This is a genomic window from Tolypothrix sp. VBCCA 56010, from assembly GCF_050875635.1.
In the GTDB taxonomy this organism is placed as follows: domain Bacteria; phylum Cyanobacteriota; class Cyanobacteriia; order Cyanobacteriales; family Nostocaceae; genus Hassallia.
In genome coordinates, this window is the sequence record NZ_JBPAOH010000100.1 from 1 (window position 1) to 13582 (window position 13582).

General features: G+C 41.8%; 13 protein-coding genes, 2 pseudogenes and 2 riboswitches. Of the genes and pseudogenes, 3 read left to right on the forward strand and 12 right to left on the reverse strand.

Annotated elements, in window-relative coordinates; translation table 11 throughout:
• Positions 1–358: pseudogene (locus AABK37_RS27130) on the reverse strand (hypothetical protein); the annotation flags it as partial.
• Between the two features lie 431 nt (positions 359–789).
• On the opposite strand from AABK37_RS27130, the gene AABK37_RS27135 reads away from it, so the two are divergent.
• Positions 790–1302 (forward strand): hypothetical protein, encoded by a 513-nt coding sequence (locus AABK37_RS27135; protein WP_432554612.1) that lies wholly within the window; start codon positions 790–792, stop codon positions 1300–1302.
• Positions 1303–1506: 204 nt separating this feature from the next.
• Here the strand turns inward: AABK37_RS27135 and AABK37_RS27140 are convergent, their stop codons facing one another.
• The 6 genes from AABK37_RS27140 to ntrB form a co-directional block, all read right to left on the reverse strand.
• Positions 1507–2244: a class I SAM-dependent methyltransferase gene (locus AABK37_RS27140; RefSeq protein WP_432554613.1), complete on the reverse strand. Its 738-nt coding sequence runs from the start codon at positions 2242–2244 to the stop codon at positions 1507–1509.
• A 423-nt stretch (positions 2245–2667) separates the two neighbouring features.
• On the reverse strand, positions 2668–3309 hold the full coding sequence (locus AABK37_RS27145) for a universal stress protein (RefSeq protein ID WP_432554614.1): 642 nt from the start codon (positions 3307–3309) through the stop codon (positions 2668–2670).
• Positions 3310–3506: 197 nt separating this feature from the next.
• A riboswitch (cyclic di-AMP (ydaO/yuaA leader) is annotated at positions 3507–3689 on the reverse strand.
• 27 nt (positions 3690–3716) lie between these two features.
• Positions 3717–4553, reverse strand: a complete 837-nt coding sequence (locus AABK37_RS27150) for an ABC transporter ATP-binding protein (RefSeq protein WP_432554615.1) — start codon at positions 4551–4553, stop codon at positions 3717–3719.
• Positions 4554–4594: 41 nt separating this feature from the next.
• Positions 4595–6031, reverse strand: coding sequence for an ABC transporter substrate-binding protein (locus AABK37_RS27155; RefSeq protein ID WP_432554616.1), 1437 nt, complete (start codon positions 6029–6031; stop codon positions 4595–4597).
• A complete protein-coding gene (locus tag AABK37_RS27160) occupies positions 5983–6252 on the reverse strand; it encodes a hypothetical protein (protein ID WP_432554617.1) in 270 nt (89 codons plus the stop codon). The genes AABK37_RS27155 and AABK37_RS27160 overlap by 49 nt, the downstream gene beginning before the upstream one ends.
• Before the next feature lie 45 nt (positions 6253–6297).
• Positions 6298–7149 (reverse strand): nitrate ABC transporter permease, encoded by an 852-nt coding sequence (gene ntrB / locus AABK37_RS27165; protein WP_432554618.1) that lies wholly within the window; start codon positions 7147–7149, stop codon positions 6298–6300.
• A 101-nt stretch (positions 7150–7250) separates the two neighbouring features.
• A riboswitch (cyclic di-AMP (ydaO/yuaA leader) is annotated at positions 7251–7489 on the reverse strand.
• Between the two features lie 254 nt (positions 7490–7743).
• Here ntrB and AABK37_RS27170 point away from each other — a divergent pair.
• Positions 7744–8934 carry a sensor histidine kinase gene (locus AABK37_RS27170; RefSeq protein WP_432554619.1) on the forward strand — a complete coding sequence of 397 codons (1191 nt, stop codon included), beginning with the start codon at positions 7744–7746 and terminating at the stop codon, positions 8932–8934.
• Between the two features lie 7 nt (positions 8935–8941).
• Here the strand turns inward: AABK37_RS27170 and rnc are convergent, their stop codons facing one another.
• Both rnc and AABK37_RS27180 read right to left on the reverse strand, forming a co-directional pair.
• Entirely contained in the window at positions 8942–9625 is a 684-nt protein-coding gene (rnc, locus tag AABK37_RS27175) for a ribonuclease III (RefSeq protein WP_432554620.1), read from the reverse strand.
• A gap of 154 nt (positions 9626–9779) precedes the next feature.
• Positions 9780–9851 (reverse strand): annotated as a pseudogene (locus AABK37_RS27180) (Uma2 family endonuclease); the annotation flags it as partial.
• Positions 9852–9947: 96 nt separating this feature from the next.
• On the opposite strand from AABK37_RS27180, the gene bchD reads away from it, so the two are divergent.
• Positions 9948–12008, forward strand: a complete 2061-nt coding sequence (gene bchD, locus AABK37_RS27185; protein ID WP_432554621.1) for a magnesium chelatase ATPase subunit D — start codon at positions 9948–9950, stop codon at positions 12006–12008.
• A 52-nt stretch (positions 12009–12060) separates the two neighbouring features.
• Here the strand turns inward: bchD and AABK37_RS27190 are convergent, their stop codons facing one another.
• From AABK37_RS27190 to AABK37_RS27200, 3 genes are read right to left on the reverse strand one after another with little or no spacing between them, the layout of a single operon-like run.
• A complete protein-coding gene (locus tag AABK37_RS27190) occupies positions 12061–12477 on the reverse strand; it encodes a four helix bundle protein (RefSeq protein WP_432554622.1) in 417 nt (138 codons plus the stop codon).
• A complete protein-coding gene (locus AABK37_RS27195) occupies positions 12470–12601 on the reverse strand; it encodes a hypothetical protein (protein ID WP_432554623.1) in 132 nt (43 codons plus the stop codon). Before AABK37_RS27195 ends, AABK37_RS27190 begins: the two co-directional genes overlap by 8 nt.
• Positions 12601–13383, reverse strand: coding sequence for an RNA polymerase sigma factor SigF (locus AABK37_RS27200; protein ID WP_432554624.1), 783 nt, complete (start codon positions 13381–13383; stop codon positions 12601–12603). Before AABK37_RS27200 ends, AABK37_RS27195 begins: the two co-directional genes overlap by 1 nt.
• Between the last annotated feature and the right edge of the window lie 199 nt (positions 13384–13582).

The following is a 13582-nucleotide window of genomic DNA, read 5'->3' on the forward strand; positions in this document are numbered from 1 at the left end:
AGTTCCCATTCAGATGCGGTACAACATTATATCGTCGCGTGTAGGGGCACGGCAGTGCCGTGCCCCTACGGGTGTACCTCACGTAACCGAGAATTGCTATAAAATAGCTTTCTAAAGAATCTAAACGTTTTCTCGTCTCATCTCGTAAGTTAGTACACTCTTTAATCAGACGTTCTTCTAAGCGGGCAAATTTTCTTTCAACTTCCCGCATCTGATTACCGAAAAGAATATCTCTAACTTTATCTAAGCTATTAATTTCGCTGAGATTATTAAATTGAGATTTGTTAATATCTTGGATTGACGATGCTTGCCCTGATTCGGAATTATAATGAGCAATGTATTCTTCCTGCGGCTTCATACGTTTAATCCCTTAATTTATTTTGGGTTTTGAATCTATTTTTCTTTTAGTGTTTTAGCACACATCTAGCTAAAATGTTTATAATGTTTACACTATGATTTATATATAATTCTGTTAGTTAAAATTCCTAAATTAAATAGGTGATAGCATCCCCCAAAAGAGAGAAAATAGTTAAAGTAAATATAATTTTTGTAAAAATTTTTAATGAAAAAGTTTTGTTAAGTCTTTTTTCAACTAGATTGGCATCAAAGCAAGTTGTAAGTCATAAAGCCGACCAAATTAGTGAGTGGATACAACAGCTAGATACTGTGATTTAAAACACAGTAATGGTAGAAGTTAGTGGTACTACTGATGTAGACAACCTAAATGAATTTGATAGGCTCTACAATTCAAGGAAGGTAACAACAACCAACTAACACACGGATGGGGCGATGCTTGACTTAACTAAAATCCAATCGATAGCGAGGTCTTATTCTCCTCAAGAACTCTTTGCTGCTTTGGTATGTCTGGTGCAATTTAACCAGTTCGATGGTAAAGAGGTGATTGCTGACCAATCTTTACGCACGGATTTATGGGCAAGCTTTCTGTTCACAAAACCAATCTTTACACCAGATGAAAATGGTTTAAGCTTTGGTGGTACGATTGATACCCTCTTGGCAATGGCAAACTATCGTCCCATGCCTGAGACTAGCATCATCCATTTCGTTGCTTATCCTGGGGACACGTTATACATCCTTACCGAGAATCAAGATACAAAAGTATCTCAGCTTTTAGATTTAGGTAAAAAGTGGCGTGCTGATTCAGTAGAAATAATTGATGGCACGAATGAAAACTACAGTTTTCGGCTAAAGCGCCGACTGAGAACTCGATATTCGGGGGCGTTATGGGGTAATGATGTTCAACACGACCATGATGCAGTCATTGTTTGCTATTGGTGGGATTGAATCTTATTGTAGGTGCGATCGCTAATTTTTTGTATGGCATTTGGGCAGACTTGCGACGCACCCCAAGAAGAGCGCATCCCTTAAGAGTAAGCGGGGAGGGGAGACAAAGCGGGAGATGAAGGCGGGGTGGGATTCTCCGGGTTTAGTAAGCAATAAGCTGCATGACATAATATTACTTCCTCTGCTTGATTGCTTCAAAAATAGCTATTTAAGGCACTCAATGCCAACTATAGGCACATAGTCAAGGAAATCTTGCCAAAACTCTTGACTTTCTTGCCTCACTCCATCAGGAGAAACTATCGGTTTTTGCCACCGAACCTCTTTAAAGCCGACACTTTGGAATGCCCATTCATAGGTGGCTTGGCTAAGATAATAGTTATTGAAGCTGAATTTTTTCCCATCAACTTTGAATGTGTGTTTTATAGCTGTGCCTTCTGTGAGCGGCTCATCCACACTTTTGATAAATCCATATTTTTCAGTTGTGAGATAGGAAGCAGGTGGTTGTTCGCTATTATTGTTGACAGTGACAAAACGACCCCCCGGTTTCAGGTTGGCGTATATGCTCTGACACATTTTAAACAGTTGTTCTTTGGTTTGGGCGTAATTTAGCAGATAAACAGCAACCACGAGATCGAAGCTGCCAATTTTACCAAGTTCGAGTACATCAGCTACGATATATTCAATTTCTTGCGCTTGTGAGGCTTCTTCCTGTCTTGCAAGTTCGATCATTTTTTCAGAATTGTCCACCCCGAATACTCGTGCAGCGCCCTTTTGTTTAAATTGTCTGGTGTAGAATCCTTCACCGCAAGCGAGATCGAGGAGCGATTTTCCGGTCAAATCGTCTAGTAAATTAAAGAATGTATATGCTTCAATATGCCGTCTAAACGGCAATTCTTTGGATTTTTTATACAGAAGAGCTATGGTATCATAATCGGTTGTCATTTTTATCCCTCGCGCTCAAGTTTCTTCAATACAAAAGTTAAATGTTCTGAAATTCCATGAACTAAGCGATATACTGAGTTACGGCAATAACCTGTTACTTGTGCAACATATAAATGTCAATCTTCCTTGTGCCAACAACCAAATTATTTGATAGCGTGTTCGTTCAATTCGGTCAGATGTTTATCGGTAAAGCTGAAATAGCTCTTCCACGCTTTGGTGAGGCTCTAAATTTATGCGTTTAGGCATAACTTCTGACTTTGCACCCTTAAGATTCCCAGAGTTATCATATCATTCTGGTGCAGCCGGAATCGATATAACACCAAGCGTATTAGGTTATAGGTGGCTTTTTGAAGTCAGGAAATGCCTAATTTATTAAAAAAGACGTTCCGTCGGAACGTCTCTACTATTAATCGAACATTTGAATTAAATGTTTATACAATTGGGAATACCCAGAACAACGCAGGGTAAATCAGAGTCTAGTGTTTGGATAATCGGATGATTTATAGACTGACAACCCAGAAACAGGATATCAGCTGCTTCTAATTTAACTACTTTTTGAAGTTCTTCAGCAACGCAACCAAACCGCAAATGAGCTTTGAAGGAACCCTGCCATTCTTCAGCCAAACTGCGTGCTTGCCAAAGAATTCGGTCTGCTTGGGTAAGGTTGTCTGTTAATTTTGTTTCTAAAGAAAGTGCGTTTGATGTGAGTTGAGGTTGAGATAAAACGGATGTAGTAGACTTGGATGCATAGTTAACCGGACATGCCAATGAAGGTTCATGCATTTCGGAATGAAAGACATCTAAATACTGATTTTTTTGATTTTCTTCTACTACATAAACAGCTTGAACTATAACTTGTACGTTAGTGGCTAAACGTGTTTGATGGGCAATCCAAAAAGCCATATCTAGTGCGGTGTGGCTGTTGGGAGAACTGTTATAACCAACGATTAAGTTAACTGATTTTGCTGGTTGAGCTTTTTCAGCACAAGATGTTTTTGGTGATAGCAATACCATTTGCTCAATTAAGTCATCACGACCTATTGCGCTTTGAAGACGAACTAACATTGGCTTGATTTTCACAGGTTTAACTTCTCTCTACTAAAATTAACGATGAACGAGAAGCAGGGTAACTAAAGGCTGAAGTGTAAAGGATGAAGTATAAATTAAGAAGTATATCTTTATATCCTTCATCCTTTGTTATTCATCTTTATATTTAAGGAAACCCCAATAACAACTGCTATAAAAGCCAAAGTTTTGGGGGTTCCTTCCATTGCCGACGGAGTTAGCTGACGGGCTAAGACTGGAAGGTGTCTCTCTCTAAGAATTACGAGTTAAATAGTAAAAATTACTCACTCTTAACTCATAACTCTTCACTTGATATGAGATACGCCCCACAAGATGGTTCCTCCGCTTCAAATCTAGGTTTGATGAATTTGAATTAGGCTACCCACTAGGATAAATGATAGTGTATTTTACTCGTCTTGAGTAAAATAGCGATCTAAGAAGTTTAGTGCGTGGTTGCGAAGTTCAAAATATTCTTTTGAGTTTCGCATGGCTGCACGATCGCGTGGATGTTCAAAAGGAACTTCTAATATTTCCCCGATATTAGCCGCTGGACCGTTGGTCATTAAGACAATGCGATCGCTCATGTAAATCGCTTCATCCACATCATGAGTAATCATCATTACCGCTTGTTTGTGGTTTTCCCAGATATCTAATACCTGACGCTGCAATTTTCCGCGAGTTAAAGCATCTAACGCTCCAAAAGGTTCATCCATGAGCAACATTTTCGGACGAATGGCGATCGCTCTGGCAATACCTACACGCTGTTTCATACCTCCAGAAATTTCATCAGGATATTTGTCAGCCGCCGCTGTTAAATTTACCATTGCTAGATGCTCGTTAACAATGCTAATTTTCTCCGGACGAGATGCATTTTTTAACACTTCATCCACAGCCAAACGGACGTTTTCTCGCACCGTTAACCAAGGTAGTAACGAGTAGTTTTGAAACACCATCATTCTTTCCGCTCCCGGCTTGTTAATTTGTTTACCATCAAGCCGCACTGAGCCGGAAGTTGCTTTTTCTAAACCAGCAACAATTTTTAATAAAGTAGATTTACCGCAACCAGAGTGACCAATTACAGATATATATTCGTCTTCACCAATACTGAGATTCACATTATCTAAAACGACAAATTTTTTACCTTCTGGTGTGGGATAAGCTTTCACTAAATTTTCAATTTCCAGAAATTCACTGCGGGGTGTGGCGATATTGTAGTTATCCTCAGAAAAAGAGGTCGATTTCATCTTGAGAAACTCCTGAAATAATACTGATGAAGAGTGATTTTTTAACTCATATAAAAACGGGTAGGTGCATTTGCCCTAATCTCAAAACTATTGAGATAGCCCACAGGATCGCTAGGGTCAAAGCCTTTTTTGTCGATGAATACTTCTGGTGATTCCACTTTGTAATCATCTTTGGGAGAATCGATACCCATTTCAGCGGCAATTTCCCGGTATAAATCAGTCCTCCAGCCTTGTTGAGCCAGTTTATCAGCATTTTTGGGAAATTCTTTAATTTGTCCCCAACGTGCTGCTTGTGTCATTAACCAAACACTTCTGGATCGCCATAAGAATGTCGAGTGTTCTCCAGGCTGTTTGGGAATGTTGTCAGGAATATCATAAAAAATGGTGGTATCGGCAGCTTTGATGGTGCGGTCTTTGCCATCAAATCCGCCATAGTTATAGTTACCGAGAATTGCCGGACCTGTAAATTTAGCGATCGGCGCACCCGGCTTTTTTGGTTTTGCACCTGTAAACGAGCGATCAGTAATCAGTTCGGCAACTTCTTGACGGTTTTCTGGTTTGCTGCAATATTGACAAGCTTCAATCATTGCTTTCACCAAAGAACGATAGGTTTTGGGATAATTTTTGATGAAAGATTCCATCACCCCTAATAGCCTATCTGGGTGTCCGTGCCAGACTTCTTTGCCTTGTGCAAAGGTAAAACCGACGCCTTCGTTACCTTTAATTGCCCGTGTATTCCAAGGTTCCGCAACCATGTAAGCTTGCATTGCGCCAATTCGCACGTTTGTTACCATCTGGGGGGGTGGAACAATGATGACGCGAAACTCTTTCAGGGGATCGACACCTGCGGCAGCGGATACGTAGCGGACAAAGTATTCGTAAATGGCGGAACTCAGCACCACAGCCCAAACTTTGCGTTCTGGGGGTTGGCTGTCAAAGTATGCCCGGAATTGTTTGCCAAATGCTTCTAAATCGCCGTTGTACTCGTACCACGGACGCAAGCCGAAATCCCACATGGCTTTGTTCATGGTCATGGCGTTGCCGTGACGGTGAATGGTCATTGCCGCACACAGAGGGGCGTGGCGTGCGCCTTCTGCACCGATTCTGGCGTTGGTGACGGCACCGGATACTACGGGTGAGGCATCAAGGCGACCAAAAATTAGACCGTCGCGGGAGGTTGCCCAACTAGCTTCGCGGTTAAGTTTGACGTTCAAGCCATACTTGCGGAACAAGCCTTTTTTCCAGGCGATCGCAAATGGCGCACAATCATTCACCGGAACATAACCAACGGTGATATCCGGTTTTTCTAAGTCTTGGGATCTAACTACTGGTTTTATAGCTAAAGCTTCTTCAGTCAGTCCTTTGGCAGAGCGATCGCCTGAAATTGCACACGAAGACAGCGCCAGTCCCGCTGTCGTTGCTCCCATTCCTAATATAAAGTCTCGTCGATTCCAGTTGTTATTGTCGGTGTTACCCATACGTCATTTTCACCGATGATTGGTAATTGGGCATTGGGCATTGGGCATAGGGCATTGGTAATTGGGCATTGGGCATTGGGCATTGGGCATTGGGCATTGGGCATAGGGCATTGGGGAGCCAGTGCGTTGGACGGGTTTCCCGGCTTGAAGCACCTGGCGTCATTGGTAATAATTCTTTTTCTAGTCCAAGCGTCCAAGCGTCCCCATTCCCCATTCCCCATTACCCATTACCCATTACCCATTACCTATTACCCATTACCCATTTTCTAACTTGAAGTTGTCGGGCGGCGAGTTACTAATTGTTGAATTTTGCTCACGGCGAAGTCAAGTAGTAGCCCAGTTATGCCAATTACGAACACGGCTAAAAATACTGAACTCAAATTTAAACGACTCCATTCATCCCAGACAAAAAAGCCAATCCCAATACCACCTGTGAGCATTTCTACAGCAACAATTACTAGCCAAGCAATCCCTAAACTAATTCGCAAACCTGTAAAAATATACGGCAAACTTGCGGGCAAGATAATTTTTGTAATCCGTCTCCAACGAGGCATTTCTAGCACCCGCGCTACGTCTAAGTAATCTGGAGAAACGCTAGAAACTCCTAAAGCAGTGTTAATAATTGTGGGCCATAATGAAGTAATGAAAATAACAAAAATAGCTGACGGATCTGCTAAGTTGAATATGGCTAAGGCTATAGGCAACCACGCTAGAGGCGATACGGGTTTAAAAATCTGAATGATCGGATTAAAAGCTAACATTGCCGATTTGGACATGCCAATCAGAAAACCCAGAGGAATTGCCACTATAGCACCTAACAAAAAGCCAAGTATTACCCGACGCAGACTTGCTAGCAATAACCAACCAATTCCTAAGTTGCCTGGTCCGCGTTGGTAAAATGGATTTAAAATGTAGTCCATATTCGCTACTAATGCCTCAGGGGGGGTGGGCATTAATTCATGGTTGGCAAGGGCGATAACCCACCACAATAAGATAATCCCCAAGAACCCAAGGATAGGTAATAGAACTACATCTTTGATAATCACAGGTTTTGCCTGTTTCCAAACAGCCTGTCCCGCAACTGCTACAATAGCAGCCAAATTCAATTGAAATATCATTTTCACCTCAACAGATTTAAGCGCAGGTACGAAAAATCTGAGCAGCACCAGCCTTCGATACTGATGAGGTCATAACATTAATAATAATGTTGCTTGCCTCTTCAGTCTCTTCTCAATGCCTACGAAGTTAGCTGACGGGCTAGGGCTGAGAAATACCCTTCTTAAGAGAGTTATGAGTTATAAGTTATGAGTTATGAGTTATGAGTTCAAAACTCCTCACTCTTCACTCTTCACTCCTGACTTTTGACTCCTGACTCTTAACTTTCTATAAAATACGCCCCAAAATGTGGTTCCTCCGCTCTAGGATCTCATACCTAAACTGTTTAGGTAATAAAATTTGCTAGATTAAGCTGACTTACTCAAGTTTAATTGAGATTTTAACATGGTTAGTTGGTAAAGATAGTTATATTAAGATTTTTTAATTAAATATTTTCTCTAATTCCGATATAAAATAAACAAGATAAATGATAAATTTACGTCTTGGGACAGATGAATTATCCAAAAAATGCTAAAAAGTCAAGAGGGCGATCGCTAAAATAATTATATATAGGTATTTATCAGCTTATTCATTTATTCTTTGCCGAAGCTACCATAATGGATTTGAGTGAATTTTTGCTTGAAAAAACAGACACGATTATAGTAAAGTGGGTGGAAGCCGTTCGCCAAGACAAGAAGATTGAAAGTGCTAACGACTTATCTCGAAAAGCGATAGAAAATCATATCGATCATGTCCTCTCAGGGTTAGCAACTGTACTTTCGGAATCTCAAAATAGTGAAATTCAGCCGATAGTTGATGCGAGTTTGCATCATGGTAGTCTCAGAGCAGAACAAGGCTTTAGTGCTGCGGAAATTGCACGAGAATATAGGATACTGCGTCAAGTTATATTTTCGATTTTAGAGCCACAATTGCTGCAAGCATCAGCATCAGAAGTAATGCGGACAGTGCGGTTAATTGATATGGTATTAGATGAAGCGATCGGTCGCTGTTTTCAAAGCTACACTGAGCAGCGATTATCAGAACTAGAGCAACTGCAAAATCACTTAACTCTCAACAATCAAGAACTGAGTCGCTTAGTTCGCGCAAATCAAGATAATTTGTCACATTTAGCGCATGAATTAAAAACTCCTCTGACTTCAATTATTGGCTACTCGGATTTGTTTTTGCGCTTACAACGACAAAACACAGAAGTAAAAGATAACGTTAAGAATTTAGAACACATTGAGCGCGTGCTACGTAGTGGGAGAAAATTACTACACTTAATTAATGATGCACTAGAATTGTCGCGCTATGAAGCTGGACAAATGAAATTGCACCCAGCATCTATCAATGTCGATAAATTAATTAACGATGTGTATGAAATGTTAGAGCCTTTGGCACGTAATAAAAATTTACAAATGGAGTTAGATTGCGATCGCGCTCCGAGTGAAATTGTTACAGATTCGTTACGATTACAGCAAATCGTGACAAATCTGGTAAGTAATGCGATTCGCTACACAGAGACAGGCAAGATTAAGATAACCTGTCAAATGTGGGAGAATGATAAATGGGCGATCGCAATCTCCGATACCGGAATTGGTATTCTTAAAGAAGACCAAACCCAGATTTTTGAATCTTATTTTCGCGTGGCTTTGAGCGATAAATCTTATCTTCCTGAAAGCACTGGTTTGGGGTTAGCAATAGTTTCGCGACTGGTAAAACTATTGCAAGGCGAAATTAAGCTACATTCACAAGTAGGAGTTGGTTCTACTTTTACTGTGATTTTGCCTTTGTCAGTCAAATCATAATTCAACTTTACAACAAACCTTGTTTTTTCAACTTAGCTAGTGCATCTTCAGCAGCAGCTTTTTCTGCATCTTTTTTATTGCGTCCTTTACCTTGTCCAAACTCTTTTTCACCCACAAAAACTTTGGCGAGATACTCTGGTGCGTGAGACAAACCACCTATTTGAACTGCCTCATATTTAGGGGGATTTGGAGTCACATTGCGTTGTACCCATTCCTGAAGACGATTTTTTGAGTCTACATTTGAGCGAGATACAACAATATTTTCAGGTACAGAATCAAATAACGGTTCAACAATAGCGCGAACGGCTTCAATATCTGAATTATTATCTAAATAATACGCAGCAATAACTGCTTCAAAAGTACTACTAAGCAAATTCTGATTTTGAAAGCCTCCATCTCGAATTGCACCTTTTCCCAACCGCATTCTGAAGTCTAAACCTACTTCGATAGCAAACTTTGCTAATTGCTTTTCATCTACTAAAGCTGAACGACGACGAGTTAATTCGTCTTCTCCCCTTTCTGGGTGACGGCGATAAAGATATTCGCCACTTAAGAAATTGAGCAAAGCATCACCGAGAAATTCTAAGCGTTCGTTATGTTCGCCTTCTGCTGGGTTTTCGTTAACATAAGAACGATGAGTTAAAGCTTGGCGTATAAGTTTTTCATCAAGAAAATATAAAAGTTTATGCATTAGCAATCTATTTAAGTTTAAATACTACGAATTAGCAGTTAATACTATTAATTTTTAAATATTTGTATATGTATAAAAATATTATTTTGTTTGTGAAAAGTATTTTATCTAACGAACCGTAGAGGCGCACAGAGGAGGACACTTCCGTGCGGGGATGGAAAAAGCCTAATTGGGCGAGTTTGTGGTATTCATCCAATGTGAAGCGTTTAGCCTGAGCGATACTCATACATTTTGCTTTGAAAACAAACGTGCGATAATACTTATTCTAAATGTGCCAGAAATTGATATGCTAAAAGCCGAGACTAGCTAAAATGTGCAAATCATGCCTGCGCCTACAATTACTGCCTTTCCGCTGACTGCTGTCGTCGGTCAAGAAGCAATTAAACTAGCGTTGCTGCTAGCTGCGGTCGATCCGGAGTTAGGAGGAGTAGCGATCGCAGGTCGTCGCGGTACGGCAAAATCTGTGATGGCTCGTGCTATCCATGCTTTAATTCCACCGATTGAAATAGTTAAAGGTGGTTTGAGCAATTGCGATCCCAATCGCCCAGAAGAATGGGATGATAAGCTTCTAGCCGAAGCTGAAGAGACAATAGAAACTGAAGTTATCCCTGCACCCTTTGTGCAAATTCCTCTAGGAGTGACTGAAGACCGACTTTTGGGTTCTGTGGATGTGGAACAGTCGGTAAAACAAGGGGAAACAGTATTTCAGCCTGGTTTACTCGCTGCCGCAAACCGAGGAGTGCTGTATGTCGATGAAATTAACTTATTAGATGACCAAATCAGCAACCAGCTTTTAACAGTATTATCTGACGGACGCAACCGAATTGAGCGGGAAGGTATTAGTTTTCAGCATCCGAGCAAACCGCTGTTTATAGCTACCTACAATCCAGAAGAAGGAGCATTGCGAGAACATTTGCTTGATAGAATAGCGATCGCACTTTCGGCTGACGGCGTACTCGGATTAGATCAAAGAGTCGAAGCCGTAGAACAAGCGATCGCCTATTCTAAATCTCCCCAAGAATTTCTTCAGCAATACAACGAAGACATCGATAACCTAAAAACTCAAATCCTCCTAGCACGGGAATGGCTTAAAGAAGTCACCATCACCCACGAACAAATCGCCTACTTAGTAGATGAAGCAATTCGTGGCGCAGTGCAAGGACATCGCGCCGAATTATTCGCCATGCGCGTGGCGAAAGCATCTGCGGCTTTGGATGGACGCGCCACAGTAAATGCCGAAGATTTGCGCCGTGCAGTGGAGCTAGTAATTGTACCACGAGCAACGGTGTTGCAGACACCACCAGAACAACAACCGCCACCTCCACCACCTCCACCCCCACCACCAGAAAATCAAGACGAGTCAGAACAAGAAGAGAAGGAAGAAGACGAACAAGAAGAACAACAAGAACCACCCAGCATACCCGAAGAATTCATCTTTGATCCCGAAGGTGTAATTCTCGATCCCAGCGTGCTTTATTTTGCTCAGATGGCGCAGCGCATGGGTAAATCTGGCAGTCGCAGCTTAATTCTGTCTGAAGACCGGGGACGCTACATTAAGCCGATGCTGCCCAAAGGAAAAGTGCGACGCATCGCCGTAGATGCCACCCTGAGAGCCGCAGCACCGTATCAAAAAGCACGACGTTTGAGGAGCCGGGAAGTGGGGGAAGCGTGGTCTGGGGGAGAAATCCAAAATCCAAAATCCAAAATCCAAAATCCCCAAAAGCGGGTATTTGTCGAACAGGCAGATATTCGCTCGAAGCGGTTGGTACGTAAAGCCGGGGCTTTGGTAATATTTGTAGTCGATGCTTCTGGGTCAATGGCACTGAACCGGATGCAGTCTGCCAAAGGTGCGGTAATGCAACTTTTAACAGAAGCTTATCAAAACCGCGACCAAGTGGCGTTGATTCCCTTCCGGGGGGAACAAGCTGAGGTATTATTGCCTCCAACCCGCTCTATTGCCTTAGCGCGTAACCGTTTGGAAAGATTACCTTGTGGTGGTGGTTCACCGCTAGCGCATGGTTTAAGCCAAGCTGTGCGGGTAGGGTTGAATGCTCAAATGAGTGGAGATATTGGGCAAGTCGTAATTGTAGCGATAACCGATGGACGCGGGAATATTCCGTTGTCTCGTTCTTTAGGGGAACCGCAACTTGAACCTGGAGAAAAGCCGGATATCAAAGCGGAATTGCTAGAAATTGCCGCCAGAATGCGTGCTTTAGGGATGCAGTTATTGATGATTGATACTGAAAGTAAATTTGTTTCCACTGGCTTTGCCAAGGAATTAGCTCATACTTCAGGAGGTAAATATTATCATTTGCCGAAAGCGACTGATAAAGCCATTGCTGCTATGACAAAAGGAGCGATCGCAGATTTAAAATCTAGATAAGTAAAGTGGAGGGATGAGGGAGATGAGGGGGATGAGGGAGATGAGGGGGAGGTTAACGCTTAATTAGCCAAGGTGAGGGGTTGTTAATTATGTGTACTAAACCGCTTAAAACTTGGTTGTATGTACCATAGAGTTCTCGACCGATCTCAACATCCATGTATTTGCACTTTACAGCAAACTCAATCCAAGTTTGAGTTTCCGCTGATTCTGCTTCACAGTCACTCAATTTAGCAACAAAAGCGGCTTGATATCTTCTTTTACGCCATCCCTCAGCAAAATTAGCACAAATTGAACGTGATAGCGAAGCGTTAGCGAGTCTTCGAGCGTCAGACCTACGAATCTGATCGGTTAGTGAGTAACGTTCCTCTACTGGGAACTGTTTAGATATTTCAAAAATCTTCATGGCTGAATCAAAAGCCATTTTATAAACTTCTAAATCCTTGTGGTCTTTAATAATTTTTCTACTCATCTCCCCCATCTCCCTCATCTCCCTCATCTCCCTCATCTCCCTCATCTCCCTCATCTCCCTCATCTCCCCCATCTCCCTCATCTCCCTCATCTCCCCCATCTCCTCTACTTGCTAATAAAAACATCAAGATCCAGTTGCCACTGCGGGTTGTAAGAAACACATTAAATCCTGAACTCCCTTTTGGAGATATCGCGTTACTGTCATTGGACTAGTGCCAATTTTCTTCGCGGCATCTTTGCGAGAAAGTTCCTTCAAAAAGACTAATTCAACAGCCAAGCGGGGCTTTTCTTCTAACATATTTATTGCCCCTTGCAGTTGTTGGCGTTCTTCTTCTAGTTGTTGAAAAGCCGTAGAACGCGGACAGGGAAGCGCTTCACCCAAAGTTATTTGGCAATCAACATAGTGAACTGCGGTAGCATCTAAACTTAAAGGCAGCCGATTTTGAGCCGCTAATTTAGTTTCTTGCCATTCTTGAACAGATACTTTGAGTATGTTGGCAATTTCCGAATCTTTCGGAGGACGACCCAAAGAGACTGCTAATTCCTTGCGGACTTTTTGCCCTTCATTGTAGAGTTCTTGCCAGCGACGGGGTATCTTTAATAGAGTACTGCGATCGCGCAAAAAGTGCAGCATTTCTCCACGAATGTAGGGCACAGCAAACGAACTAAAAGCATATCCTTGACTCGGATCGAATCGCTCAATTGCCCTAATTAAACCGAAATAACCGATTTGTTCTAAATCTTCATAAGGTTCATTACATTGATGGCTGAATTTATGAGCCATCTTACGCACTAAGCCAGTATGTAACTGTACAAGTTGATTACGAAGTTTAATAGAAGGATTCTGGTGGTATAAGTGCAATAACTCGATACCATCAGACCGCAGAGAGGACTGACATGCTACCATATAAATTCCTTTCTAGTAACTCCTTTTTCGGAAAAATTGGAGTTGCGTAAATTTTCATCAAAGCTGTAATTATTTTCCATAGATGGCGCTGAATAAACCATCGTCGTTATACTGAACTTGTGAGGGGTCTAACTTTCGGCATAAGTATTTACACGTATATGCTTTGCGCCGTTATCTGTTTCCGGCTAGTTTGACTTGA